We start from the raw sequence: 26,121 nt of genomic DNA on the forward strand, positions 1-26,121 counted from the left end.
GGCCCGGTGTTCCGGAGACCCGGAGACCCGGCGGCCGGGAGACCCGGAGACCCGGCGGCCCGGAGACCCGGCGGCCCGTGGCCCGGAGACCCGTGGCCCGGAGACCCGGAGACCCGGCGGCCCGGTGTTCCGGAGACCCGGAGACCCGGCGGCCGGGAGACCCGGAGACCCGGAGTACCGGAGATCCGGTGGCCCGGCGGCCCGTGGCCCGGCGGCCCGGCGTTCCGGAGACCCGGCGGCCGGGAGACCCGGAGACCCGGTGGCCCGGAGTACCGGAGTACCGGAGTACCGGAGATCCGGTGGCCCGGAGTAGCGGCGTTCCGGATGCCCGCCGGAGGCTAAGGGCCGAAGCGGCGGCGGTATTCCGTCGGGGGCTGGCCCAGGTGGCGGGTGAAGGCGCGGCGGAGGGCCTCCGGGGTGCCGTAGCCGCAGGCGCGGGCGACCTGGGCCACGCCTCCCCCGCCCTCCTCCAGGAGCCTGCGCGCGTGTTCCACCCGTACCCGCTCCACGTACCGCCCCGGCGTCACCCCGGTCTCCGCCTGGAAGGCCCGCGCGAAGTGCCGGGGCGACAGCGCCGCGCGCGCCGCGAGGGCCTCCACGCTCAGGTCCCCGCCGGGGTGCTCGGTGATCCACTGCTGGACGTCCCGCAGGGGCTCGCGCCGCGCCGTCTGCGCCGCCAGCTGCGCGCTGAACTGCGCCTGGTTCCCCGGGCGGCGCAGGAACACCACCAGGTGGCGGGCGATGAGCAGCGCCACGTCCCGCCCGAGGTCCTCCTCCACCAGCGCCAGCGCCAGGTCGATCCCGGCGGTGACCCCGGCCGAGGTGGAGACGGGTCCGTCCCGTACGTAGATGGGGTCCGGTTCCACCGTCACCCGGGGGTAGTCCCGCGCCATCGCCTCGCACGCGTTCCAGTGCGTCGTCGCCCGGCGCCCGTCGAGCAGCCCCGCCTCCGCCAGCAGCAGTCCCCCGGTGCACACCGACACCAGCCGTTCCGCGCGCCTCCCGTACGCGCGGAGCCAGTCGGTGAGCCGGGGCTCGAAGTCGCCCCGGTACTGTCCGCCGGGCACCAGCAGGGTGGTGCCCGGGCCGGGCCGGGCGCTCTCCAGGTCCCCGTCCGGGACCAGGGTGAGCCCGCTGTTCGTGCGGACCGGCGCCCCGCCCGGGGACACGGTCCGGATCGCGTACCCGTCCCCGCCGCCCGGACAGCGCGCGGCCCCGCCGAACACCTCGACCGGCCCGGTGACGTCCAGGCTCTGCACCCCGGCGTAGAGGACGACCAGTACGTTTCGCAGTGGCATGCCTCCATGGTGTGACGCGGCCCGCCATGGCCGCAATGACGGGCATCCCACCTATCCGGCCACGGCCGGGCGGACGGCGGCGCGCGGATAGGATCGGGGCATCATGACTGCAACCCTCGTCGCCAAGAACCTCACCGCCGCGCACGGTGAGCGCACGCTCTTCGCCGATCTCGACCTCGTCGTCGCGCCCGGCGACGTCATCGGACTCGTCGGCGTCAACGGCGCCGGGAAGTCGACCCTGCTGCGCATGCTCGCCGGCCTGGACGCCCCGGAGACCGGCGACCTGCGGCTCTCCCCGCCCGGCGCGGCCGTCGGCCACCTGCCCCAGGAGCCCGAGCGGCGCCCCGGCGAGTCGGTGCGCGAGTTCCTCGCCCGCCGTACCGGCGTCGCCGCCGCACAGGCCGCGCTCGACGAGGCCACGCAGGGCCTGGTCGACGGCACCCCGGGCGCGGACGACGCGTACGCGGACACCCTCGACCGCTGGCTGAACCTCGGCGGCGCCGACCTCGACGAGCGCGCCCAGGAGGTCGCGGACGAGCTGGGTCTCGCCGTGAGCCTGGACCTGCCGATGACCGCCCTCTCCGGCGGCCAGGCGGCCCGCGCCGGTCTCGCCTCGCTGCTGCTGTCCCGGTACGACGTGTTCCTCCTGGACGAGCCCACCAACGACCTGGACCTGGCCGGTCTGGAGCGGCTGGAGCAGTTCGTGAAGGGGCTGCGCGCCGGCACGGTCGTCATCAGCCACGACCGCGAGTTCCTGACCCGGACGGTCACCAAGGTCCTCGAACTCGACCTGGCGCAGCAGCAGATCAACCTCTACGGCGGCGGCTACGAGTCCTATCTGGAGGAGCGCGAGCGCGCCCGGGGGCACGCCCGCGAGGAGTTCGAGGAGTACGCGGGCAAGAAGGCCGCCCTGGAGGGCCGGGCCCAGATGCAGCGCAACTGGATGGACAAGGGCGTGCGCAACGCCCGCCGCAAGGCGAGCGACAACGACAAGATCGGCAAGAACCTGCGCGGCGAGTCCAGCGAGAAGCAGGCCGCCAAGGCCCGCCAGACCCAGCGCGCGATCGAGCGGCTGGACGTCGTCGACGAGCCGCGCAAGGAGTGGGAGCTGCGCATGGAGATCGCGGCGGCCCCGCGCTCCGGCTCGGTCGTCGCCACGCTGCGCGAAGCGGCCGTCAAGCGGGGCGACTTCGCCTTCGGCCCGGCCAGTCTGCAGATCGACTGGGCGGACCGGGTCGCGATCACCGGGGCCAACGGCGCCGGCAAGTCCACCCTGCTGTCCGTGCTGCTGGGCCGGCTCGCCCCGGACTCCGGCTCCGCCACGCTCGGCTCGGGCGTGCTCGTCGGCGAAGTGGACCAGGCGCGCGGGCTGTTCCTCGGTGACGAGCCGCTGCTGGAGGCCTTCTGCGCCGCCGTCCCGGACACCGAGCCGGCGGAGGTGCGTACGCTGCTCGCCAAGTTCGGCCTGAAGGCGGCGCACGTGCTGCGTACGGCGGCCACCCTCTCCCCCGGCGAGCGCACCCGGGCGGCGCTGGCCCTGCTGCAGGGGCGCGGGGTGAACCTCCTCGTCCTGGACGAGCCGACGAACCACCTCGACCTGCCCGCCATCGAGCAGCTGGAGGAGGCGCTGGAGTCCTACGAGGGCACCCTGCTGCTGGTCACGCACGACCGCCGGATGCTGGAGGCCGTCCAGGTGACCCGCCGCCTGGAGGTCGCGGACGGCAGGGTCACGGAGCTGTAGAGCGGGTGACGGGCCGGCTCCGGTCCGCCGGTCAGTCGGTGCGCGCCTGCGCCGGTGCCCTGCGGGTGCGGGCCATCTTCCGGGCCACGAATCCGCGCGGAAGGTGGCGGACCGCGAGCGCGTACGCCTGGTAGTGGCGGCCGGTGAGGCTGAGCGGGCGGCGCCGGGCCAGGTCGCGCAGCGCCTTGGCGACGACCGCGTCCGGCTCCAGCCACACCGCGTCGCGCAGGGCGCTGACGTCCATCCCGGCACGCTGCTGGAACTCGGTCCGGGTGAAGCCCGGGACCACGGCCAGCACCCGGACCCCGTACGGCTCCATGTCCACCCGCAGGGACTCGCTGAAGGCCGTGATCCAGGCCTTGGCCGCCCCGTAGGTGCCGGTGGGCAGCAGTCCGGCGACCGAGGCCACGTTGAGCACGGCGCCCCGGCGGCGCTCGCGCAGGCCGGGCAGCAGGGCGTGGGTGAGCCGGAGCGGGACCTTCACGAGCAGGTCGAGCATCCGTTCCTCGTCCGCGACCGGGCTGTACGGGAAGGGCGCGGGCAGTCCGAAGCCGGCGTTGTTGACCAGCATGTCCACCGGCCGGGTCCGGTCGGCGAGCCGGGCCTCGACGGCGGCGCACCGCTGCGGGTCCAGCAGGTCGGCGGCCAGCACCTCGCAGGGGGTGCCGAACTCTTGGCGCAGCCCCTCGGCCAGGGCCTCCAGCCGGGTCTTGTCCCGGGCGACGAGGACGAGGGCGCAGCCCTTGGCGGCGAAGCCGCGCGCGAAGGCGGCGCCGAGGCCGGCGCTGGCGCCGGTGATCAGAACGGTGGTGGGCAAGGGGGGTCTCACTTCCGGTGCGGCGGCGTGGTGGTGAAGGCGAGGGTCTCGGGGGAGGCGTAGGCCTGGGCGACGTCCACCAGGAAGCGGGTCTCCTCCGCCAGCCCGCCGCCCTCCTCGCCGGCCTGCATCGCGGACGGCAGGTCCAGTGAGGTCGCCTGGCCCGGCTGTCCGGGCCGTCCGGCCAGCTTCGCCCGCCGCGCCTCTTTCAGTACGCAGGCCAGCGCGGCCGCCGCGCGCCGCCGCTCGGGTATCCGGCTCCCGGCGACGTGGCTGCGCGCGCGGTCCGGCACGTCCGGGGACACGTACTCCCCGAGGATCAGGATCGCGTCGCGGGTCTCGATGACCTTGCGGTAGACGAGCAGGTTGCGCGGTACGGGAGGCCACAGCAGTTCCAGCACCCGCCCGGTCCGGGGTTCGGAGAGGACCACGTGCGGAACGGCCTGGACCAGGTCCCGCCACAGCGGCCACAGCCGCCAGGCGGTGGCGATGTCGGCGCCGGCGCGGCGCAGCGTGAACAGGGTGGGCACGAGGATCGCGGCGGCGCGCAGCAGCCCGTGCAGGTTCATCATCAGCGGCAGGGCGGGCATGGCCCAGCTGCTCCCGAACAGCGCCTTGAGCAGGTACGCGAACCAGAACAGGCCGGCCAGCGCGGTGCCCAGGCCGAACAGCCGCAGTCCGGCCGCCAGGCCCCGGCTCTCGGCGTACCGGCTGTAGCGCCAGCACACGTACACGCACACGGTGTTGGCGATGAGGTGGGCGGAGATCAGGACGAGCCAGTACGCGAGCGAGGGCACGGGCGGTCCGGTGGGCGGGATGGTGTGCGCGCCGTGGGCGGGGGCGGCGGCGTCCAGGGCGACGAGGACGCTCAGCCACAGGACCGTGCCGGCCCAGGCGGCGCGCTGGAGGCGGCGGCCTCGGGTGGCGGCGGCGACGAAGTAGAGCACGGCGCCGGCCGACAGGACCCCGATGAGGTTGCGGACGAGGGCGACGGCATGGGCGTAGCCGGGGGTGCGGCTCGTGGCGTACGCGACGACGTCGGGCAGGTTCAGGGTCATCGCGGCGGCGGCGGTGGCGACGGCGAACCACAGGCCGCGCTGCTGCGGGGAGCGCAGGGCGCCGGGGGCCCGCAGCAGGACGGCGGCCCAGAGGCACACCACGCTGGGGACGGCGAGCCAGTCCCCGAGGGCGGTCAGCTCAGCCGCCATCGCGCGGACCCCGCTCGTACCCCATGGCGGACTCCAGGCGGGCCAGGGCGCCCCGGGGCGCGGTGGCCGGGTGCGGGTGGCCGTTGCCGGAGGTCCGGATGCGGATCATGCTGGCGAGCATCTCCGCCTCCTGTTCCTGGCGGGTGGTGTAGTTGGTGCGGCCGAGGATCACGGGCGCGCGGCCGTCGTTCTCCTCGCCCTCGACGGAGTGGTGGCCGAAGAGGATGTGGCCGAGCTCGTGGAGCACGATGTGCTCCTGGTGCAGGGGGGTGGTCTGGGTCTCGTAGAAGACGTAGTCCACCGTTTCGGTGCCCACCCAGAGCCCGCAGATGCCGGATTCGGCGGCCTCCCTGGGCAGCGGGTGCAGCCGGATCGGGCGGCCGCGCTGTTCGGCCAGCCGCGCACACAGCGCGTCGAGGGAGAACGGGTGCGTCAGATCCATGTGACCGAGAATCAACTCGCACCGTTTGCGCAGGCTGAGATTCCGGTGGGGCATGTGTTCCCTCTGGGGTCCCTTTCTCGGGCAGCGTCGGTAGGTGTGGGTGGGCATCGGCATGGCGTCCTGTGCCTGGAGGCCTCGGGAGTGGGGGTCCCGGGGGTGGAAAAGCGGAAGCCCGTCCGCGCGTGCGAACGGGCGTTCCACCATGCCTACAGATCGTTTGCCTTGGTGGCAAGGCGGGTTGCCCTGCGGGGGTGCCGATCCGGCCACTCCTTCCGGTTACCCGGAACGGGGCGTTCCGCCGGGCCTCCTACGCGCGCTTGCGGCCCTCCTGCGGCCCGGTCAGGCCGGCCCGGCGCAGGGCGTCGGCCATGGCGCTGTTGGCGGGGGCCGGGGCACCGGGGCGCTGCCCGCCGCCGCCCTGGCCGCCCTGGCCCTGCTGCCCCTGGCGGCGTCCGTCCTGACCGCCGCCACCGCGCCGGCCCTGACCCTGACCCTGGCCCTGGCCCTGGCCGCGCTGGCCCTGGCCCTGGCCCTGGCCGCGCTGGCCCTGGCCCTGCCCCTGGCCCGCGCCGCGCTGCTGCGGGGGACGGCCGCCGCCCCGGCGCTCCTCGCGCTCCTCGCGCTGGCGGGGGGCGCCCGTGGCCCGGTCGGCCCCGGCCTCGTCCTCAAGCCGCAGCGTCAGCGAGATCCGCTTGCGCGGGATGTCCACGTCCATGACCTTGACCCGGACGATGTCACCCGGCTTCACCACGTCGCGCGGGTCCTTGACGAAGGTCTTCGAGAGGGCCGACACGTGCGCCAGGCCGTCCTGGTGGACGCCGATGTCGATGAAGGCGCCGAAGGCGGCCACGTTCGTGACGACCCCTTCCAGGATCATCCCGGGGGCCAGGTCGCCGATCTTCTCCACGCCCTCCTTGAAGGTGGCCGTCTTGAAGGCGGGGCGCGGGTCGCGGCCCGGCTTCTCCAGCTCGCGCAGGATGTCGGTGACGGTGGGCAGGCCGAAGGCCTCCGTCACGAACTGCTCGGGCCGCAGGGAGCGCAGCACGCCGGAGTTGCCGATCAGCGCGGCGACCTCGGTGCCCGCCGTCTTGCCCATCTCCCGGACCACCGGATAGGCCTCGGGGTGCACGCTGGAGAAGTCCAGCGGGTCGTCGCCGCCGCGGATGCGCAGGAAGCCCGCGCACTGCTCGTACGCCTTCGGGCCGAGCCGGGCCACGTCCTTGAGGCCCTTGCGGCTGCGGAAGGGGCCGTGGGAGTCGCGGTGGGTCACGATGTTCTCGGCGAGGGTGCCGCTGATGCCCGACACCCGCGAGAGCAGCGGCGCGGAGGCGGTGTTGACGTCGACGCCGACACCGTTCACACAGTCCTCGACGACCGCGTCGAGCGAGCGGGAGAGCTTCGTCTCGGACAGGTCGTGCTGGTACTGGCCCACGCCGATGGACTTCGGGTCGATCTTGACCAGTTCGGCGAGCGGGTCCTGCAGGCGGCGGGCGATGGACACGGCGCCGCGCAACGACACGTCCATGTCCGGGAGTTCCTGCGAGGCGAAGGCGGAGGCCGAGTACACCGAGGCCCCGGCCTCGGAGACCATCACCTTGGTGAGCCCCAGCTCGGGGTGGCGGGTGATGAGGTCCCCGGCCAGCTTGTCGGTCTCGCGGGAGGCGGTGCCGTTGCCGATGGCGATCAGCTCGACCGCGTGCTCCTTCGCCAGCCGGGCGAGCGTGGCGAGGGAGGCGTCCCACTTGTTGGCGGGAACGTGCGGGTGGATCACCTCCGTGGCCACGACCTTGCCGGTCGCGTCGACGACGGCCACCTTGACACCGGTCCGGAAGCCCGGGTCGAGGCCGAGCGTGGCGCGGGTGCCGGCGGGAGCGGCGAGCAGCAGGTCGCGCAGGTTGGCGGCGAAGACCCGTACGGCCTCGTCCTCGGCGGCGGCGCGCAGCCGGGTCCGCAGGTCGATGCCCAGGTGGACCTGGATCTTGGTGCGCCAGGCCCAGCGGACCGTGTCGGCCAGCCACTTGTCGCCGGGCCGGCCGCGGTCGGCGATGCCGAAGCGGCGGGCGACGATGCCCTCGTACGTGGACGGGCCGGGGACCTCGGACGGCTCCTCGGGCTCCAGGTCCAGGCTGAGCACGTCCTCCTTCTCGCCGCGCAGCATGGCGAGCACCCGGTGGGAGGGGAGGGCGGTGAAGGGCTCGGCGAAGTCGAAGTAGTCGGCGAACTTGGCGCCCGCCTCCTCCTTGCCCTCGCGGACCTTCGCGGCGAGGCGGCCGCGGTTCCACATGCGCTCGCGCAGGTCGCCGATGAGGTCGGCGTCCTCGGCGAACATCTCGGTGAGGATGGCGCGGGCGCCCTCCAGGGCGGCGGCCGGGTCGGCCACGCCCTTGTCCGCGTCGACGAACGCGGCCGCGGCGGCGGCCGGGTCGGTGGACGGGTCGCCCAGCAGGCCCTCGGCCAGCGGCTCCAGGCCGGCCTCGCGGGCGATCTGGGCCTTGGTGCGGCGCTTGGGCTTGAAGGGGAGGTAGATGTCCTCCAGCCGGGCCTTGGTGTCGGCCGCGTTGATCCGGGCCGCGAGGGCGTCGTCGAGCCTGCCCTGCTCCCGGACGGATTCGAGGATCGCCGCGCGGCGGTCCTCCAGCTCGCGCAGGTAGCGCAGCCGCTCCTCCAGGGTGCGCAGCTGGGCGTCGTCGAGCATCTCGGTCGCTTCCTTGCGGTAGCGCGCGATGAACGGCACGGTGGAGCCGCCGTCGAGCAGCTCGACGGCGGCCTTGACCTGCCGCTCCCGTACGCCGAGCTCCTCGGCGATCCTGCCTTCGATGGACATCGTCACTGTGCGGTCCCGCCTGCCTTCGTTTGCGTGGAAGGCTGCCAATTGTGGCAGGTGGCGGTGGCGGACGGCGGGAGCCCCTCAGGCCTTGGCGGTGAGGTCCCGGGGGAAGGCGCCGGCGGCGAGGGCCTGGCCGACGAACCGGCCGCCCAGTTCGTGGAGCCGGGCGAGGCCTTCGGCGCCGAGGTGCTCGTACGGGCCGGCGTCGAGGCGGTCGGTCTCGCTCTCCAGCCGTTCGCGCAGGGCCCGACCCTCCTCGGTGAGCTCCCCGTCGGCGTCCAGGACGCCGCGGGCGCGCAGCCGGCCGGCGGCGGCGTCGAGGTCGTCCTGCTCCCAGCCGCGGATGGCCTTGTCCCACTTCGGGGCCATGCCGCGACCGGTGGCGGCATGGCTGACCAGGGCTTCGACGGGATCGAGGCCGGTGAACAGCAGCGCGGTCACATGGCCGTCGCCGCGGTGCTCGCGCAGCAGGGTGGCGGCGTGCCACAGGCGCAGGTGCGGCTCCTCGGGGACGGGGAGGTCGGCGTGGGCGGCGTAGAGGACGCGGCCGGAGCGGGTGCAGCCCTCGGTCGCGCGCATCGCGAGGGCGGCGGCCTCGGCGAGCTCGGGCGAGTCGATGGTCTCGGGGCCGAGGAGGCGGCGCAGGGTGGTGTCGGCGGCGCGCAGCCGGGCGGCGAGGGCCTGGGCGGGGGTGAGGGTGTCCCAGACGGCGGGGAGGTGCCGGGCGACGTAGTCGTGGCGGTAGTTGTAGAAGGCGGCGGTCACCGCGCCGGGGCCGACGGCGCCGAGGGCGGCGGAGCGGCTGGCGAGGTTGACGGCGACCCGGTGGGTGACGCCGAGGGCCGCGAACTCGGTGGCGAGGTCGGGCGAGAAGTAGATCGTGGAGTGGAGGGGGTTGATGGCGGTGTGCCAGGCGCGGCGGGCGGCGTGCGGGGGAAGCGTCATGCGCCGCAGGTTACCGACTGCTCGGTATGCCGTCTGCCCCGGGAACGGCGGGCGGCGCCGGTGGCCCGCGGAGCGGCGCCATCCGGCCAATGTGCCCCGCCCGGCCCGGACCTCCGTACGGCCCGGCGGCGCGCCCGGACGTGGCGGCGACGGGGCGGGAGGGGCGTCCGCCGCCGGTTCCTTTGCGGCCGGATGGCGATCGTGTGACAGGAGGGGCCATGGACATGACGGGAGGGGCCAGGGGTGAATACGGTCGAACGACGAGACCTAGAACCGAGACGAGACCTCGAACCGATCTGTCTCCCCTACCCCTTGGAGCTCTTCGTGCGCCGCAAAGTCATCGCCCCGAGCGTGCTCGCCGCCTCCCTGCTGCTGGTGATCCCGGCCTCGGCGGCCAGTGCCGGTCCGGGCGCGCCGGGGATCGGCGACCCCTATTACCCGGCCAGCGGGAACGGCGGTTACGACGTCTCCCACTACGACCTGCGCCTCCAGTACCAGCCCAGGACCGACCTGCTGGAGGGCACGGCCACCCTGCTGACCACCGCCACCCAGGACCTCTCCCGCTTCAACCTGGACTTCGGCCTCAAGGTGAGCGAGGTCCGGGTCAACGGGGTCAAGGCGAAGTTCGCCACCTCCGGCACCCAGGAGCTCGAAATCACCCCGGCCCAGCCGCTCCAGAAGGGCAAGCAGGCCAGCGTCGTCGTCAAGTACGCGGGAAAGCCGTCCGAGTTCAAGGTCGACGGCTGGTCCGCCTGGCAGCGCACGCCGGACGGCGGCGTCGCGGCACAGGAGCCCGATTCGGCGGCCTGGTGGTTCCCGAGCAACGACCACCCGCTGGACAAGGCCACCTTCGACGTGTCGGTGAACGTGCCGGACGGGACGCAGGCCATCAGCAACGGCGTGCTCCAGTCCCAGAGTTCGAAGCTGGGCTGGACCCGCTACAACTGGCGCTCCAACAAGCCGCAGGCCACCTACCTGGCCACCCTCGCCATCGGCAAGTTCGACATCACCACCGACAAGACGGCGAGCGGCCTGCCGGTCCTGAACGCGTACAGCAGGGACCTCGGCGACAACGACGGCGCGGCGCGCGCGAGCGTCGAGCGCACCACCGAGGTCGCCGAGTGGCTGGAGGGCGTCTTCGGCCCGTACCCGTTCAACGCGCTGGGCGGCTACGTCCCGAACGTGCCCTCCGGTTTCGCGCTGGAGACGCAGACCCGGCCGTTCTACAGCCCCAAGCAGTTCGCGAACGGGGCGAACGTCTCGGTGGTCGTGCACGAGCTGGCCCACCAGTGGTACGGCGACAGCGTGTCCGTGAACAACTGGAAGGACATCTGGGTCAACGAGGGCTTCGCCCGCTACGCCCAGTGGCTGTGGTCGGAGAAGGAGGGCGAGGGCACGGCCCAGGAGCTCGCCGACTGGACCTATGCCTCCCGGCCCGCCGAGGACCCGTTCTGGCAGGTCAAGCCGGGTGACCCGGGCGCGGAGAACCAGTTCCACGGAGCCGTCTACGACCGGGGCGCCATCGCCATCCAGGCGCTGCGCAACGAGGTGGGCGACGAGAAGTTCTTCGCGATCCTCAAGGGCTGGCCGACCGAGCGGGCCTACGGCAACGCCAAGGTCGGGGACTTCGTCCGGTACGCGGAGAAGGTCTCGGGCAAGCCGCTCGCGCAGCTCTTCGAGACCTGGCTCTACACCCCGGGCAAGCCCGCCTTCGCCCCGCCGGCCGCCGCCAAGGCCCCGGGCGCCCGCGCCCAGGCCCCGGCCAAGCCCGCCGTCGAGCCGAAGTCCTGGAAGAAGATCGCCGCGACGAACTCGGTCCACGCGCACTGACCCCTGCCGGGAGTCCCGCCCGGGACCACGCCCGCGCCGGTGCCCCTCAGCGGGCGCCGGCGCGGTGCCGTGCCCGGGCGGTACGGGCGAGCGGCAGGTAGCGCAGCCGCTCGGGCAGCAGCGGTACGAGGATCCGCAGGGCGGTACTGAGCCGCCGGAGCCGGCGCTCCTGCGCCGGGGTCCACTCCAGGCCGAGGGCGGCCCGGGCGTCGGGCGGCAGGTACCCGACGGTGACGAAGGCCCGGAAGCGCAGGTAGGCGGTGCGCAGCAGCGGCCAGGTCAGCCGCAGCAGCAGCCGGACGGCCGGGGAGGCGGCGTCGGGCCGGGGTACGTCCGTCTCGGTGGCGAGCAGTTCGCGGGCCACCTTCGTGGGCTCGATCTCCTCGGCCAGCATCCGGTGGTAGTAGGGCCAGAACTCCTCGACGGTCTGCGGCATGTCCCGGTCGCGCAGCCCGAGGACGCGGCCCACCTGGAGCCACTCGCGGTACAGCTGGCGTTCCTGGGCCGGGGTGATGCGGCGGAACAGGTAGCGCCCGGAGTACAGGGCGACGGGGAAGCCGGTGGCGTGCACCCACGCGTAGCAGGCCGGGTCGAGGGCGTGGTAGCGGCGTCCCCGGGTGTCGGTGCCCTGGATCTCCCTGTGCAGCCGGCGCACCCGGCGGCCCTCCTCGGCGGCCCGCTCCCCGCCGTAGACCCACAGCATCACCGAGCGCAGCGAGCGTTCGCCGCGGCCCCAGGGGTCGGTGCGGAAGACGGAGTACCGGTCGACGCCGGCGCCGACGGCGGGGTGGGCGACCTGGAGGGTGAAGGCGGCGGGCAGCGTGAGCAGCGAGCGGATGTCCCCGGCGTTGGTCCAGAGCACTCCGCCGGGCGGGGGCGGCTCGGGGTCGTGGCCGCGTGCGGCGGCCTCTCTGGCGGTGTGCGTGCTCATCGGTGCTCCCCCGGTCGTGCCCCGCGCGCCTCGCGGTCCTTCCAGTATCGCCGCAGGCCTCGGCGGGCCGCTTCCGGCACCCGCCGCGCAGGCCTCGGCGGGCCGCTCGCGGCGCCCGCCCCCACCTTGTCGTGGCCCGGACAGAAAGTCTTGTCACGGGTGTTACCCCGAAGTAACCGTGGCTGCTTGGATGACGGCGTCGATCTTCCCCGCCGCACTGACGGAGACCTCCATGCCGCACACCTCGCACCGCCGCACCCGCGCCGCCGCCACGGCCGTCGCGGCGCTCGCCGCGGGAGCCCTGGCCCTCACCACCGCGCCCGCCGCCACGGCCGCGGAGAGCGCCCCGGCCGCCGCGCCGCGGCTCGGCGTCCTGACGTACAACACCTTCCTGATGAGCAAGAACCTGTACCCGAACTGGGGTCAGGACCACCGGGCCGCCGAGATCCCCAAGGCGTCCTTCTACCAGGGCCACGACGTGGTCGTGCTCCAGGAGGCCTTCGACAACGGCGCCTCGGACGCGCTGAAGGCCGGTTCGGCCGCGCAGTACCCGTACCAGACCCCGGTCGTGGGGCGCAGCAAGAGCGGCTGGGACGCGACGGGCGGGTCGTACTCCGCCACCACCCCGGAGGACGGCGGCGTCGCGATCCTGAGCAAGTGGCCGATCGTCCGCAAGGAGCAGGTGGTCTACAAGGACGCCTGCGGCGCCGACTGGTGGTCCAACAAGGGTTTCGCCTACGTGGTCCTGGACGTGAACGGCGCCCGGGTCCACGTGGTGGGCACCCACGCGCAGTCCACCGACCCGGGCTGCGGCGCGGGTGAGGCCGCGCAGATGCGCAGCCGGCAGTTCAAGGCGATCGACGCCTTCCTGGACGCCAAGAACATCCCGGCGGGCGAGCAGGTCATCGTGGCGGGCGACATGAACGTCGACTCGCGCAGCCCCGAGTACGCCTCCATGCTGGCCGACGCCGACCTGGCCGGCGCCGACTCGCGCACGGGTCACCCGTACTCCTTCGACACGGCGCTCAACTCGATCGCGAACTACCGCTACCCGACGGACCCGCGCGAGGACCTGGACTACGTCCTCTACCGCAAGGGCAACGCCCGCCCGGCGAACTGGAACAACACCGTCGTCAAGGAGCAGTCGGCGCCCTGGACGGTCTCCAGCTGGGGCACGTCCTACACGTACACCAACCTCTCGGACCACTACCCCCTGATCGGTTCCTGACGGCACGGCCGCGGGTGCCCGCCCACCGGCGGGCACCCGCGGCCGGCTACTGCGGGGGCGCCGCCGGGACCTCGTACAGCTCCTCGATCAGCGGCCCGTACTTCTCCCGGACCACGCGGCGGCGCAGTTTCAGCGACGGGGTGAGCTCACCGCTCAGCGGGCCCCACTCCTCGGCGAGCAGCCGGTAGCGCTTGATCTGCTCGGTGCGGTTGAGGCGGGCGTTGGCGGCGGCCACCGCGCGGGCGGTCTCCTCCAGCACGGCCGGGTGCTCGGCGAGGGCGGCCAGCGAGCCGGCCCCGATCCCCCGGGCGGCCGCCCAGGCGGGGGCCAGTTCGGGGTCCAGGACGAGCAGGGCGACCAGGTAGGAGCGGCCGTCGCCGTGCACCAGGGCCTGGCCGATCAACGGGTGTTCCTTGACGGTGTTCTCCACCAGGGCCGGGGAGACGTTCTTGCCGGTCGAGGTGACGATCAGCTCCTTCTTGCGATCGGTGATCCACAGGAAGCCGTCGCCGTCGATCCGGCCGATGTCCCCGGTGGGGAACCAGCCTTCGGCGTCACGGGCGCTCTCCACCGTGCCGTCGGGCCTCAGGTAGCCGTCGAAGACGGTCTCCCCGCGGGTGAGGACCTCCCCGTCCCGCGCGATCCTCAGCTCCAGCCCCTCGATCGGCAGCCCGACCGAGCCCAGCCGGAACCGGTCCGGCCGGTTGACGGTGCACACGCCGGAGGTCTCCGTCAGCCCCCAGGCGTCCATGATGGTGATCCCCCAACCCGCCCAGAAGCGGACCACGTCGATCGGCATCGGCGCGGTGGCACTGGCCGTCCAGACGAGCCGGTCCATCCCGGCCCGCTCCAGCAGCGGATCGAGCACCCGCTCCTTGGCCAGGGCGTACGAGGCTTCGAGCGCGGCGGGCACCTCCTCGCCCCGCTCCCGGTGCCCGGCCCGCGCCCGGGCCAGGCCGCCCGCCTCCTCGATGGCCAGCCGCCGCTCCTCGGGCAGCCGGGCGACGACGGCCCCCACGGCGGCGGCCAGCTTCTCCCAGATCCGGGGCACGCCGAAGAACTGCACGGGGCGCAGCTCGCGGACCGCCCCCGCCACGGCCGCCGGGTCGGCGACCAGGCGGACGTGGGCGGCCCGAAGCAGGGGCAGGTAGATGCCGAGGATCCGCTCGGCGATGTGCGCGAACGGCAGGTAGCAGACGTGCTCGGCGTGCTCGGGCAGCTCGGTGTTCCGGTCGAGCCGCACCGCCTGGAGCATGATGTTGCGGTGGGTGAGGCGGACGCCCTTGGGGTCGCCGGTGGTGCCCGAGGTGTAGACGACCGTCAGCGGGTCCTCGGGGCGGGCCGCGCGCCAGCCCTCCTCGAACTCCCCGGCGCGGTGCAGCCGGGCGCCGGTGGCGTGCACGGAGGCGTACGGGGTGTGCGCTCCCGCCCCGGCGGCCTCGGCGACCACGAGCCGCTCCAGGGGGACGCCGGGGGCCCGCAGCAGCGGCTCCCACCGGGCCACTTCACCGGCCCCCTCGACGACGGCCAGGCGGGCCCTGCTGTGGCGGGCGATGTGGGAGATCTGCTCGGGCGCGGAGGTTCCGTACACGGTGACGGGGACGGCGCCGAGGTGGACGAGCGCGAGGTCGCTCAGCCAGTGCTCGGGCCGGTTGCCCATCATCAGCAGAACGTGGTCGCCGCGCCCGACGCCGAGGGCGGCGTATCCGGCGGCGAGGACGGCGACCTCGCGGCGGACCTCGCTCCAGGTGAGCGTGCGCCAGCCGTCCTCCGCCTCGCGCCCCTCGCGACCCTCGCGCCCCTCGCGCCAGGAGAGGGCGGGCAGCTCACCGTGCTCGGCGGCGTTGCGGAGCAGCAGGACGGGGAGGGTGAGGTCTTCGGGGCGTCCGGGCAGTCGCAGGTTCGTGGTCATGGGCAGCTCCTGGCCGTTTCACATCGTTGGTGCGACAGCAATACTGTTCAACCCAAGCTGTGGAGCAGAGAGCGAGGAGCGGACGATGGCGGACCGGGCGACCGAGCCGGTGCTCACCGTGGACGAGCTGGCCTCGAAGGCCGGTGTCACCGTCCGCACCGTACGGTTCTACAGCACGCGCGGGCTTTTGCCCCCTCCCGTGATCGGAGCCCGCCGGGTGGGCCACTACGGCCCGGAGCACCTGTCCCGGCTGGAGTTGATCGAGGAGTTGCAGCACCAGGGGATGACCCTGTCGGCGATCCAGCGCTACCTGGACGCGCTCCCCGACGACCTGAGCGCGCACGATCTGGCGATCCACCGGGCCCTGGTGGCCACCTGGGCGCCGGACGCGGCGCGGGAGGTCTCGCGGGCGGAGCTGGAGAAGCGGGCGGGGCGGAGCCTGTCGGACACCGACCTGCGCAGGCTCGCCGCGATGAACGTGCTCGCCGCGGCGGACGGCGGCGCCTTCCGGGTGGACGTGGGGCTGCTGCGGCTCGGGGTCGCGCTGCTCGACGTACCGATCGCGCACGAGACGATCCTGGCGGCCCGCACCGTGCTGATGGAGCACGCGCGGACGGCGGCGCACGAACTGACGGCGCTGTTCCGCGACGAGGTGTGGGGGCCGTTCACCGAGGGCGAGAGCGACCCGGAGCGGGTGGAGTCGATGAAGGCGCTGTCGGCGCACATGCAGCCGATGGTGGTGCAGGCCCTGGTGACGGCGTTCCAGCGCTCCTTGAAGGCGGAATTGCGGGCGGCGTTCGTGCCGGAGGGAGGGTAGGTTCGCCGCATGGCTGTCATCCACCGCACCACACTGGCCCCGACCAAGCTCGAACTCCTCGCCGGCTGGCTCCCGTCGCGGCCCTGGTACCGGGGCCAGGGGGACCTCGCCCGGCTCACGCGGGCGGGCGGGTTCCGGCTCGACGACCCCGAGGGCGAGGTGGGCATCGAGTTCATGGTCGTCACCGACACCTCCGGCGACGGGCCGCACGCCTACCTGGTCCCGCTGGCCTACCGCGGAGCCCCGCTGGAGGCCGCCGGGGACGCGCTGATCGGCACCATGGAGCACGGGGTGCTGGGTAAGCGCTGGGTCTACGACGGCGCCCACGACCCGGTGCTGGTGGAGCGGCTGCTGGCGCTGCTGGCGGGCCGGGCCGCGGCGCAGGCCCAGAGCGAGAGCGACACCCCCGACCCGACGGTGGAGGTCCTCGGCGGCCCGGCGGAGCCGGCGGCCGGCCCGGCCGGGCTCGGGCGGGCCGACGACACCGCCGACGCCACCGTCATCGGGGCGTCCCTGACCCTGTCCCGGGTGCTGCGCCCCGGTGACGGCGCCGACGGGCCGCGGGTGGTGGCCGGGTGGACCGCGGTGGACGGCGGCGCGCGGCGCGGGGTGTTCGCCCTGCTGCGCGCCGCCGGTCACTGACGCCGGTCCGCGGACCCCGGTCCGGGGTCAGTCCGCGTACGTCTCGCCCCGTTCGGCCTTCGCCACGAGGGAGGCCGGCGGGGTGAAGCGCTCGCCGTAGGTGGCGGCCAGCTCGCGGGCGCGGGCGACGAAGCCCGCGAGGCCGCCCTCGTAGCCGTTGATGTACTGGATGACGCCGCCGGTCCAAGCCGGGAAGCCGATGCCCATGATGGAGCCGATGTTGGCGTCGGCGATCGAGGTGAGCACGCCTTCGTCGAGGCAGCGGACGGTGTCCAGGGCCTCGGAGAAGAGCATCCGCTCCTTCATGTCGGTGAACGGGATCTCCGCGTCCGGCTTGGCGAAGTGCTCGCGCAGGCCGGGCCAGATGCGGGTGCGCCGGCCCGACTCGTCGTACTCGTAGAAGCCGGCGCCGCCGCTGCGGCCGGAGCGGCCGAACTCGTCCACCATCCGGTCGATGACGGCGTCCGCCGGGTGCTCCGCCCAGGCGCGGCCCTCGGCCTCGAAGGCCTTGCGGGTCTCGTTGCGGATCTTGCGCGGGAGGGTGAGCGTGAGCTCGTCCATCAGCGAGAGGACCTTGGCCGGGTAGCCGGCCTGGGCGGCGGCCTGCTCGACGGAGGCGGGCTCGACGCCCTCGCCGACCATCGCCACGCCCTCGTTGATGAACTGGCCGATGACGCGCGAGGTGAAGAAGCCGCGCGAGTCGTTGACCACGATCGGGGTCTTGTTGATCTGGCGGACGAGGTCGAAGGCGCGGGCGATGGCCTCGTCGCCGGTGCGCTCACCCTTGATGATCTCCACCAGCGGCATCTTGTCGACGGGCGAGAAGAAGTGCAGGCCGATGAAGTCGGCGGGCCGCTTCACCCCCTCCGCGAGCCCGGTGATGGGCAGGGTGGAGGTGTTGGAGCAGAGCAGCGCGTCGGGAGCGATGACGTCCTGGATCTCCTGGAACACCTTGTGCTTGAGCGCGGTGTCCTCGAACACGGCCTCGATGACGGCGTCGCAGCCCGCGAGGTCGGCGGCGTCGGCGGTCGGGGTGATCAGGGCCAGCAGCGCCTCGCGCTGGGCCTCGGTCGTGCGGCCCTTGGCGAGCGCCTTGTCGAGGAGCTTCTCGGAGTACGCCTTGCCCTTGGCGGCGGCCTCGGCGGTGACGTCCTTGAGGACCACCTCGATGCCGGCGCGGGCGCAGGAGTAGGCGATGCCCGCGCCCATCATCCCGGCGCCGAGGACCGCGACCTTGCGGACCTGGCGCGGTGCGACGCCCTGGGGGCGGCTGCGGCCCGCGTTGACGGCCTGGAGGTCGAAGAAGAACGCCTGGATCATGTTCTTGGCGGTCTGGCCGGTGACCAGCTCGGTGAAGTACCGGGCCTCGATGGTCAGCGCGGTCTCGAAGTCCACCTGGGAGCCCTCGACGGCGCAGGCCAGGATGTTGCGGGGGGCCGGGTACGGGGCCCCGTTCAGCTGCTTCTTGAGACTGGCCGGGAAGGCCGGGAGGTTGGCGGCGAACTTGGGGTTCGACGGCGTGCCGCCCGGGATGCGGTATCCGGGGACGTCCCAGGGCTGCTGCGACTCGGGGTGCGCGTCGATGAAGGCGCGCGCCTTGGCGAGCATCTCCTCGGGGGTGGCGGCCAGTTCGTGGACGAGGCCGTTGTCGAGGGCGCGCCGCGGGCTGTACTGGGTGCCCTGGAGCAGGACCTTGAGCAGCGCGTCGGCGATGCCCATGAGGCGGACGGTACGGGTGACGCCGCCGCCGGCCGGGAGCAGGCCGAGGGTGACCTCGGGCAGGCCGATCTTGGAGCCGGGCGCGTCGAGGGCGATCCGGTGGTGGGAGGCGAGGGCGATCTCGTAACCCCCGCCGAGCGCGGCGCCGTTGATGGCGGCGACAACGGGCTTGCCGAGGGTCTCGATGCGGCGCAGGGAGCGCTTGATGGCGTTGCCGGTCTCGAAGGCGAGGGCCGCGTCCTCGGGGCGCAGCCGGATCATGTCCTTGAGGTCGCCGCCCGCGAAGAAGGTCTTCTTGGCGGAGGTGTAGACGATGCCGCGGATGGAGTCCTTCTCGGCCTCGGCGCGGTCGGCGATCGCCGCGATGGAGTCCTTGAAGGCCTGGTTCATCGTGTTGGCGGACTGGCCGGGGTCGTCGAGGACCAGGGTGACGACGCCGGTCTCGTCCTGTTCCCAGCGGATCGTGGTGGACTCGCTCATGTTCGCTACTTCCGTGTGAGAGGCGGGATCAGGGGATCAGGACGGTCAGACGCGTTCGACGACGGTGGCGACGCCCATGCCGCCGCCGACGCAGAGGGTGACGAGCCCGTAGCGCTTGTCCTGGCGCTCCAGTTCGTCGACGAGGGTGCCCAGGATCATCGCGCCGGTGGCGCCGAGCGGGTGGCCCAGCGCGATGGCGCCGCCGTTGACGTTGACCTTGTCGAGGGACAGGCCCATGTCCTTGACGAAGCGCAGGACGACGCCCGCGAAGGCTTCGTTGATCTCGACGAGGTCGATGTCGTCGATGGTCAGCCCGGCCTTGGCGAGGGCCTTGCGGGTGGCGGGGGCGGGGCCGGTCAGCATGATGGTGGGCTCGGAGCCGGAGACGGCGGCCGAGACGATCCGGGCGCGCGGGAGCAGTCCGGCGCGCTCGCCGGCCTCGCGGGAGCCGATGGCGACGAGGGAGGCGCCGTCGACGATGCCGGAGGAGTTGCCCGCGTGGTGGACGTGGTCGATCTTCTCGATCCAGTGGTACTTCTGCAGGGCGACGGCGTCGAAGCCGCCGAGCTCGCCGATGTCGGCGAAGGAGGGCTTCAGCCGGGCGAGGGAGTCGGCGGTGGTGCCGGGGCGGACGAACTCCTCGTGGTCCAGGACGACCAGGCCGTTGCGGTCGGTGACCGGGACCACGGACTTGCCGAACCGGCCGTCCTTGATGGCCGCGGCGGCCCGCTCCTGGGAGAGGGCGGCGTACTCGTCGACGTCGCGGCGGGAAAAGCCCTCGATGGTGGCGATCAGGTCGGCGCCGATGCCCTGCGGGACGAAGTTGACGTCCCAGTTCGTCATCGGGTCGTTGAACCAGGCGCCGCCGTCGGAGGCCATGGGGACGCGGGACATGGACTCCACGCCGCCCGCGAGGACCAGGTCCTCCCAGCCGGAGCGGACCTTGGCGGCGGCCAGGTTGACGGCCTCCAGGCCGGAGGCGCAGAAGCGGTTCTCCTGTACGCCGGCCACGGTGTCGGGGAGTCCGGCGGCGATGGCCGCGACGCGGGCGATGTCGGAGCCCTGGTCGCCGACCGGGCCGACGACGCCGAGGACGATGTCGTCGATGGCGGCCGGGTCCAGGCCCGGGTTGCGCTCGCGCAGGGCGTGGATGAGGCCGACGACCAGGTCGATCGGCTTCGTGCCGTGCAGGGCTCCGTTGGCCTTGCCGCGGCCGCGCGGCGTGCGGATCGCGTCGTACACGTACGCTTCGGTGCTCACTGGTCAAGCCTTTCTGAAGGTCTGGCGTCAGCCGAGGAGGGAGCGGCCGATGATCTCTTTCATGATCTCGGTCGTGCCGCCGTAGATGGTCTGGATGCGGCCGTCGGTGAAGGCACGGGCGACCCGGTATTCGCTCATGTAGCCGTAGCCGCCGTGCAGCTGGAGGCAGCGGTCGGCGACCCGCTTCTGGAGTTCGGTGGCCCACCACTTGGCCATCGAGGCGTGGACGTGGTCCAGCTCGCCGGCGGTGTGGTCGGTGATGCAGCGGTCGAGGAAGGTACGGGTGACGGCGCACTCGGTGGCCATCTCCGCGATCTCGAAGCGGATGTGCTGGAGCTTGGAGAGCGGCCGGCCGAAGGCCTCGCGCTCCTTCACGTAGGTGGTGGTGATCTCCAGCAGGTGCTCGGCGGCGGCGATCGCGGCCATGGCGATGCCCATCCGCTCCTGGGCGAGGTTGGTCATCAGGTGGACGAAGGCGCCGTCGAGCTCGCCGAGGAGGTTCTCCTTGGGCACGCGTACGTCGTGGAAGAACAGTTCGGCGGTGTCCTGGGCCTTCTGGCCGATCTTGTCGAGGTTGCGGCCGCGCTCGAAGCCCTCCGTGCCGCGTTCGACGACCAGCAGGGACAGGCCGTGGGCCCCGCCCTCGGGGGTGGTCTTCGCGACGACGATCACCAGGTCGGCCAGGATCCCGTTGGAGATGAAGGTCTTCGAGCCGTTGAGCAGCCAGTGGTCGCCCCGGTCCTCGGCGGTGGTGCGGATCCCCTGGAGGTCGGAGCCGGCGCCCGGTTCGGTCATCGCGATGGCGGTGATGGTCTCGCCCGAGCAGAAGCCCGGCAGCCAGCGGCGCTTCTGCTCCTCGGTGGCCAGCGTGGTGAGGTACGGCCCGATGATGTCGTTGTGCAGGCCGATGGCGAGGCCCGGCGCCCCGGCGCGGGTGAACTCCTCGGCGATCACGGCGGCGTAGCGGAAGTCGGTGTTTCCGCCTCCCCCGTACTCCTCGGGGACGGCCAGGCCCAGCAGGCCCTGGCGGCCGGCCGCCCGCCAGGCCTCGCGGCTGACGATGCCGTCCTTCTCCCACTGGTCGTAGTGCGGCAGCACCTCCTTGGCCAGGAAGGTGCGGACGGTCGCGCGGAACGCCTCGTGGTCGGCGTCGAAGATGCGGCGTTGCATCGGTCGGTCCCCCTACAGCCAGCTCTTGACGGTTTCGATCAGCCGGGCCGGCTCGGGGCCGACGGGCGTGACGTTGAGCATGGTGACGCCCGCCTCCCGGAAGGCCTCGACGCGCTCGCGCACATAGCCTTCGGGCCCGCACAGGGTCATGAGTTCGCAGAACTCGTCCGGGACGGCGGCCGCGGCGTCGCGCTTGCGCCCGGAGAGGTAGAGCTCCTGGATCTTCCGGGCCGCGTCGCCGTAGCCGTAGGCCACGGCGAGGTCGTTGTAGAAGTTCTTGCCGACCGCGCCCATCCCGCCGACGTACAGGGCGATCTGCGGGCGCGCCAGGTCGCGGGCGGCGGCCGCGTCCGCGCCGATGGCCAGCAGGCCGCCCGCGACCGTCTGGAGCGGACCGAGCTCGGGTGACCGCTTGGCCGCGCCCTCGGCCAGGGCGCCGCCCCACACCGCGGAGGCCTTCTCGGGCAGGAAGAGGGTGGGCAGCCAGCCATCGGCGATCTCCGCGGTCAGGCGGACGTTGGCCGGTCCGAGGGAGGCGACGTAGACGGGGACCGCGTCGCGCACGGGCCGGGTGAGGATCTTCAGCGGCTTGCCGAGGCCGCTGCCCCGCTCCGGTGGCAGCGGCATGTCGGTGATGCCGTGGTGGTCGATGGTCTCCCGGCGCCAGATGCGGCGGCACAGCTCGACGGTCTCGCGGGTGCGGCCGAGCGGTCTGTCGTACGGCTTCCCGTGCCAGCCCTCGACCACCTGCGGGCCGGAGGCGCCGAGGCCGAGCAGGGCCCGGCCGCCCGAGACGGCGTCCAGTCCGGCGGCGGTCTGGGCGATGAGGGCGGGGGTGCGGGAGTAGACGTTGAGGATGGCCGAGCCGATCTTCATCCGCTCGGTGCGGGCCGCTAGGTAGCCCATGATGGTCGGGGAGTCGAAGCCCCAGGCCTCGGCCACCCATACGGCGTCGAGCCCGGCCGCCTCCAGCGCGGCGGCCTCGTCGGCGGCCTTGCGCGGGTCGCCCGCGTAGTCGAGCAGCATGGACAGTTCCATCAGGCCTCTTCCTCTGTTTTCGCTTCCGCTTCCGCCGCTGCCTTTACGGCCGCCGTTGCCGTGAGCAGGGCCGGTACGTCCCAGTCGGCGGCCACCGACCCGGTGTGCGCCCCGGGCCGCGCGGGGCCCGCGGTGACGGCGGTCGGCGTGGCGGAGAAGCGGGGGGCGGGGGCGGGCTGGGTGATCCCGCCGAAGTCGGTGAAGGTGGCGCGGGCGGCGAGGTGCGGGTGCCGCGGCGCCTCGCGCAGGGACAGGACGGGGGCCACGCAGGCGTCGGTGCCCTCGAAGACCTCGGTCCACTCGGCGCGGGTACGGGTCCTGAAGCGGGCGGCGACCGTCTCGCGCAGCTCGCCCCAGCGGGCCAGGTCCTTGCGGGCGGGGGCCTGTTCCCTGATGCCCAGCAGGTCCGTGAAGGTGTCGTAGAACTGCTGCTCCAGCGCCCCGACCGCCATGTACAGGCCGTCGGAGGTCTCGTAGGTGCCGTAGAAGGGGCAGCCGCCGTCGAGCAGGTTGGCCCCGCGCCGGTCCTGCCAGCCGCCGGCCGCCACCATGCCGTGGATCATCGCGGTGAGGTGGGCGGTGCCGTCGACGATGGCGGCGTCGACGACCTGGCCCGAGCCGCCGGGGGTCCGGGCGTGCTGCAGGGCGGCGAGGACGCCGATGACGAGGTACAGGGAGCCGCCCGCGTAGTCACCGACCAGGTTGGCCGGGACGGCCGGGGGGCCGTCCGGGGCGCCGATCATGCCGAGGGCGCCGGTGACGGCGATGTACGCGATGTCGTGCCCGGCGGTGTGGGCCAGCGGGCCTTCCTGGCCCCAGCCGGTCATCCGGCCGTAGACCAGCTTCGGGTTGCGGGCGTGGCAGTCGGCCGGGCCGACGCCGAGCCGCTCGGCGACCCCGGGCCGGAACCCCTCGATCAGCACGTCGGCCCGCGCGGCCAGGTCGAGCACCAGCGCGGGGCCCTCCTCGGACTTGAGGTCGACCAGGACGGAGCGCTTGTTCCGGTTGGTGACGTCGTAGGCCGGGTCGACGGCGAGGCCGCCGCCGCCCGGCCGGTCCACGCGCACCACGTCCGCGCCGAGGTCGGCGAGGAGCATGGCGGCGAACGGTCCCGGACCGATGCCCGCCAGCTCGACGACGCGCACGCCGGCGAGCGGGCCCGTGGCCGTCCGCCGCGGACCGTCCTCTGTCACTGCCATCGAGCCCCCAGCGCCCCTGGTGCGAGTGTGTGACACAACCGATGTAACACCAGCGATGCTAGGAACGCGTTCCGCTCAGCACAAGAGCAAGCGCTTAGCCGTTTGGCGGGATCGGCCCGTCGGGCGGCGTCGCGCGCGACTCCTCGGCGGCTTCGGACAGCCCGCGCGCGCACTCCCGTACCGTCTCCCGCCCGCGCACAGCGGCCTTCATCGACGCCTCCCGCTTACCGCCGGTCACACCCGCTCGTACGGACCGCCGGTCCCCACGCTAGCCTCAGCCACCGACACCAGCTGGGAGGAGCGGTTCATGAACGCGCAGGTCCGCCAGGAAGGCCCGCAACGGGCGTACGACGTCGTCCTTTTCGGCGCCACCGGTTTCGTGGGGGCGCTCACCGCCGAGTACCTCGCCGAGCACGCCCCCGCCGGGCTGCGCTGGGCGCTGGCCGGCCGCGACCTCGGCAAGCTGGAACGGCTGCGCGAGGACCTGGCCGCCCGCCACCCGCACTGCGCCGCCCTGCCGCTGCTGCGGGCCGACGCCGGGAACGCCGCCGCCGTGCGCGAACTGGCCGCCGCCACCCGGGTGCTGGCCACCACGGTGGGCCCGTACGTCTGGTACGGGGCGGAGCTGGTCGCGGCCTGCGCCGAGGAGGGCACCGACTACGTGGACCTCACCGGGGAGCCGGAGTTCGTCGACCGGATGTACGTAGCGCACGACGCGCGGGCCCGGGAGACGGGGGCCCGGCTGGTGCACGCCTGCGGGTTCGACTCGGTACCGGCCGACCTCGGGGCGTACTTCACCGTGCACCGGCTGCCGGAAGGGGTGCCGCTGCGGGTCGACGGCTTCGTCCGCTCCAACGCCCTCTTCTCCGGCGGCACGCTCGCCTCCGCGCTCACCGCCCTGGGCCGGGGTCCGCAGACCCTGGCCGCCGCGCGCGCCCGCCGTCCGTACGAGCCCCGGGTGCCGGGCCGGCGCGTACGGGGACCCGTGGGCCCGCCGCGCTTCAGCCGGGAGACCGGGACCTGGGCGCTGCCGCTGCCCACCCTGGACCCGGCCGTCGTGGCCCGGTCGGCGGCCGCGCTGGAGCGTTACGGTCCGGACTTCCGCTACCGGCACTACGCCTCGGTGCGGCGGCTGCCGATCGCCCTCGGGGGGACCGCCGCGATGGGCGCGACGGCGGCGCTGGCGCAGGTCCCGGCGGCCCGGCGGTGGCTGATGGCCCGCTGGGAGCCGGGCAGCGGGCCCGACGCGGAGCGCCGTGCGCGCAGCTGGTTCACGCTCCGCTTCGTCGGGGAGGGCGGCGGCCGGCGGGTGTTCACCGAGGTGTCGGGCGGGGACCCGGGCTACGGGGAGACGGCGAAGATGCTGGCGGAGTCCGCGCTGTGCCTGGCCCTGGACGCCCTCCCGGAGCGGGCCGGGCAGCTCACCACGGCGGTGGCCATGGGCGACGCCCTGCTGGACCGGCTCCGCGAGGCGGGCCTGCGCTTCCGGGTGGCCGACGCGCGCTGACCGGGGGCCGGCCCGTCAGGAGGCCTCGCGCAGGGCCCGGCGGCACAGGGAGTCGGCGTGGCGGGTGGTCTCGGGGATCCGGAAGCGCGGGCTGAGGGCGAGGGCGTGGGCGCAGGCCCCGTCCAGCGAGACGCGGTGGCCGACGGACACGTACACCGGCTTGATCCCGTCCTGGGTGCGCAGCGCCCGCCCGACGACGGCGCCGTCGGGGGCCAGCAGCGGGGAGGTGTCGCCGCGGCGGGCCCCCGGCTCCTCGTAGGTGAAGGTGAACGGGTTCTTCGCGACGCCCATGCTGGGCAGGCCGGTGACCACCCCGAGATGGCAGGCGAGGCCGAAGCCGCGGGGGTGGGCGAGTCCGTAGCCGTCGCAGACGACGAGGTCCGGGACGACGGTCAGGGCGTCGAGGGCGGCCAGTACGGTGGGCAGTTCGCGGAAGGCGAGCAGTCCGGGCACGTAGGGGAAGCTGACGTGCCCGACGGCGGTCGCCCGGGCGGCCACCTCAAGGGTGGCGGCGTCGAGGACCACGGCCGCGGCGGCGACGAGGTCGCGCTCGTCGTCGTAGGCCACGTCCACTCCGGCGATCAGGCCCTGTCCGGGGGGCGGTCCGGGCTCGTCGAGCACGACGCGGGCGCGCAGTTCGTCCTGTATCGCGCGGGCCTCGGCTTCGTCGGCGGGGGTCTTCACAGTCGTCATGGAGTGCGAGGGTAGCCTGGCGATCATGTTCGTCATGGAGCTCACCTACACCGCGCCCCTCGAAGCCGTCGACGCCGCGATGGAAGCCCACATCGCCTGGCTGGACGGCCACTACGCCTCCGGCCTCTTCCTCGCCTCGGGCCGCAAGGTCCCGCGCGAGGGCGGCGTCATCCTGGCGGCGGGCGTCTCGCGCGCCGAGATCGAGGGCATAGCCGCCGAGGACCCCTTCATCCTGGCCGGCGTCTGCGCCTACCGCATCACGGAGTTCGTGGCCACGAAGACCGCCCCGTCGCTGGAAGCCGTCCGCGAAACCCTGCCGGCCTGACCCCCGGCACCCCGACGGCTCCGCCGCCCGAGGTGGCGCGGGGCGGGTGGGTCGTCGGGGGAGCCTCCCGTGCGGGGTGCGCGGGCGGCCGG

Annotated in this window: 21 protein-coding genes; 7 read left to right on the top strand and 14 right to left on the bottom strand. The window is 73.7% G+C overall.

What is annotated here, in order from left to right; all coding sequences use genetic code 11:
• Positions 1-338 precede the first annotated feature (338 nt).
• Positions 339-1,298 (bottom strand): GlxA family transcriptional regulator, encoded by a 960-nt coding sequence (locus ACZ6ZT_RS23890; protein ID WP_469721893.1) that lies wholly within the window; start codon positions 1,296-1,298, stop codon positions 339-341.
• 103 nt (positions 1,299-1,401) lie between these two features.
• Between ACZ6ZT_RS23890 and ACZ6ZT_RS23895 the strand changes: the two genes are divergently transcribed.
• A complete protein-coding gene (locus ACZ6ZT_RS23895) occupies positions 1,402-3,039 on the top strand; it encodes an ABC-F family ATP-binding cassette domain-containing protein (RefSeq protein WP_469721895.1) in 1,638 nt (545 codons plus the stop codon).
• 31 nt (positions 3,040-3,070) lie between these two features.
• Here ACZ6ZT_RS23895 and ACZ6ZT_RS23900 read toward each other — a convergent pair whose 3' ends face one another.
• The 5 genes from ACZ6ZT_RS23900 to ACZ6ZT_RS23920 all read right to left on the bottom strand — a co-directional run bounded on the left by ACZ6ZT_RS23900 (position 3,071) and on the right by ACZ6ZT_RS23920 (position 9,278).
• On the bottom strand, positions 3,071-3,856 hold the full coding sequence (locus tag ACZ6ZT_RS23900; RefSeq protein WP_469721896.1) for an SDR family NAD(P)-dependent oxidoreductase: 786 nt from the start codon (positions 3,854-3,856) through the stop codon (positions 3,071-3,073).
• Positions 3,857-3,864: 8 nt separating this feature from the next.
• Positions 3,865-5,064 carry an MAB_1171c family putative transporter gene (locus ACZ6ZT_RS23905; protein ID WP_469721898.1) on the bottom strand — a complete coding sequence of 400 codons (1,200 nt, stop codon included), beginning with the start codon at positions 5,062-5,064 and terminating at the stop codon, positions 3,865-3,867.
• On the bottom strand, positions 5,054-5,506 hold the full coding sequence (locus ACZ6ZT_RS23910; RefSeq protein WP_469721899.1) for a hypothetical protein: 453 nt from the start codon (positions 5,504-5,506) through the stop codon (positions 5,054-5,056). The genes ACZ6ZT_RS23905 and ACZ6ZT_RS23910 overlap by 11 nt, the downstream gene beginning before the upstream one ends.
• Before the next feature lie 307 nt (positions 5,507-5,813).
• A complete protein-coding gene (locus ACZ6ZT_RS23915) occupies positions 5,814-8,336 on the bottom strand; it encodes a Tex family protein (RefSeq protein ID WP_469721901.1) in 2,523 nt (840 codons plus the stop codon).
• A gap of 78 nt (positions 8,337-8,414) precedes the next feature.
• Positions 8,415-9,278 carry an SCO6745 family protein gene (locus ACZ6ZT_RS23920; RefSeq protein WP_469721902.1) on the bottom strand — a complete coding sequence of 288 codons (864 nt, stop codon included), beginning with the start codon at positions 9,276-9,278 and terminating at the stop codon, positions 8,415-8,417.
• Positions 9,279-9,602: 324 nt separating this feature from the next.
• Between ACZ6ZT_RS23920 and ACZ6ZT_RS23925 the strand changes: the two genes are divergently transcribed.
• Positions 9,603-11,108, top strand: coding sequence for a M1 family metallopeptidase (locus ACZ6ZT_RS23925; protein ID WP_469721904.1), 1,506 nt, complete (start codon positions 9,603-9,605; stop codon positions 11,106-11,108).
• 46 nt (positions 11,109-11,154) lie between these two features.
• On the opposite strand, the gene ACZ6ZT_RS23930 is transcribed toward ACZ6ZT_RS23925, so the two are convergent.
• Complete coding sequence (locus ACZ6ZT_RS23930) at positions 11,155-12,039, bottom strand: oxygenase MpaB family protein (RefSeq protein WP_469721905.1); 885 nt, start codon at positions 12,037-12,039, stop codon at positions 11,155-11,157.
• 232 nt (positions 12,040-12,271) lie between these two features.
• Here ACZ6ZT_RS23930 and sph point away from each other — a divergent pair, with 232 nt between their 5' ends.
• Positions 12,272-13,267 (top strand): sphingomyelin phosphodiesterase, encoded by a 996-nt coding sequence (sph, locus tag ACZ6ZT_RS23935; RefSeq protein WP_469722011.1) that lies wholly within the window; start codon positions 12,272-12,274, stop codon positions 13,265-13,267.
• Between the two features lie 46 nt (positions 13,268-13,313).
• On the opposite strand, the gene ACZ6ZT_RS23940 is transcribed toward sph, so the two are convergent.
• Positions 13,314-15,179, bottom strand: a complete 1,866-nt coding sequence (locus ACZ6ZT_RS23940; RefSeq protein WP_469721906.1) for an AMP-dependent synthetase/ligase — start codon at positions 15,177-15,179, stop codon at positions 13,314-13,316.
• 85 nt (positions 15,180-15,264) lie between these two features.
• Between ACZ6ZT_RS23940 and ACZ6ZT_RS23945 the strand changes: the two genes are divergently transcribed.
• Both ACZ6ZT_RS23945 and ACZ6ZT_RS23950 read left to right on the top strand, forming a co-directional pair.
• A complete protein-coding gene (locus ACZ6ZT_RS23945; protein ID WP_469721907.1) occupies positions 15,265-15,996 on the top strand; it encodes a MerR family transcriptional regulator in 732 nt (243 codons plus the stop codon).
• A 9-nt stretch (positions 15,997-16,005) separates the two neighbouring features.
• Positions 16,006-16,638, top strand: coding sequence for a maltokinase N-terminal cap-like domain-containing protein (locus ACZ6ZT_RS23950; protein ID WP_469721908.1), 633 nt, complete (start codon positions 16,006-16,008; stop codon positions 16,636-16,638).
• Positions 16,639-16,665: 27 nt separating this feature from the next.
• Here the strand turns inward: ACZ6ZT_RS23950 and ACZ6ZT_RS23955 are convergent, their stop codons facing one another.
• Genes ACZ6ZT_RS23955 through ACZ6ZT_RS23975 form a run of 5 tightly spaced genes read right to left on the bottom strand, consistent with a single transcriptional unit; the run spans position 16,666 to position 23,504 of the window.
• Positions 16,666-18,837 carry a 3-hydroxyacyl-CoA dehydrogenase NAD-binding domain-containing protein gene (locus tag ACZ6ZT_RS23955; protein ID WP_469721909.1) on the bottom strand — a complete coding sequence of 724 codons (2,172 nt, stop codon included), beginning with the start codon at positions 18,835-18,837 and terminating at the stop codon, positions 16,666-16,668.
• A 45-nt stretch (positions 18,838-18,882) separates the two neighbouring features.
• Positions 18,883-20,097, bottom strand: coding sequence for an acetyl-CoA C-acetyltransferase (locus ACZ6ZT_RS23960; protein ID WP_469721910.1), 1,215 nt, complete (start codon positions 20,095-20,097; stop codon positions 18,883-18,885).
• 27 nt (positions 20,098-20,124) lie between these two features.
• On the bottom strand, positions 20,125-21,267 hold the full coding sequence (locus ACZ6ZT_RS23965) for an acyl-CoA dehydrogenase family protein (protein ID WP_469721911.1): 1,143 nt from the start codon (positions 21,265-21,267) through the stop codon (positions 20,125-20,127).
• A 12-nt stretch (positions 21,268-21,279) separates the two neighbouring features.
• Positions 21,280-22,305 carry an LLM class F420-dependent oxidoreductase gene (locus ACZ6ZT_RS23970; protein WP_469721912.1) on the bottom strand — a complete coding sequence of 342 codons (1,026 nt, stop codon included), beginning with the start codon at positions 22,303-22,305 and terminating at the stop codon, positions 21,280-21,282.
• Complete coding sequence (locus ACZ6ZT_RS23975; protein ID WP_469721913.1) at positions 22,305-23,504, bottom strand: CaiB/BaiF CoA transferase family protein; 1,200 nt, start codon at positions 23,502-23,504, stop codon at positions 22,305-22,307. The genes ACZ6ZT_RS23970 and ACZ6ZT_RS23975 overlap by 1 nt, the downstream gene beginning before the upstream one ends.
• A gap of 307 nt (positions 23,505-23,811) precedes the next feature.
• Between ACZ6ZT_RS23975 and ACZ6ZT_RS23980 the strand changes: the two genes are divergently transcribed.
• Positions 23,812-25,011 carry a saccharopine dehydrogenase family protein gene (locus ACZ6ZT_RS23980; protein ID WP_469721914.1) on the top strand — a complete coding sequence of 400 codons (1,200 nt, stop codon included), beginning with the start codon at positions 23,812-23,814 and terminating at the stop codon, positions 25,009-25,011.
• A 15-nt stretch (positions 25,012-25,026) separates the two neighbouring features.
• On the opposite strand, the gene ACZ6ZT_RS23985 is transcribed toward ACZ6ZT_RS23980, so the two are convergent.
• On the bottom strand, positions 25,027-25,704 hold the full coding sequence (locus tag ACZ6ZT_RS23985; RefSeq protein ID WP_469721916.1) for an endonuclease V: 678 nt from the start codon (positions 25,702-25,704) through the stop codon (positions 25,027-25,029).
• A gap of 25 nt (positions 25,705-25,729) precedes the next feature.
• Here ACZ6ZT_RS23985 and ACZ6ZT_RS23990 point away from each other — a divergent pair, with 25 nt between their 5' ends.
• Complete coding sequence (locus ACZ6ZT_RS23990) at positions 25,730-26,029, top strand: YciI family protein (protein ID WP_469721917.1); 300 nt, start codon at positions 25,730-25,732, stop codon at positions 26,027-26,029.
• Positions 26,030-26,121: the final 92 nt, after the last annotated feature.

The sequence above is a fragment of the Streptomyces sp. NPDC102258 genome (genome assembly GCF_055584685.1).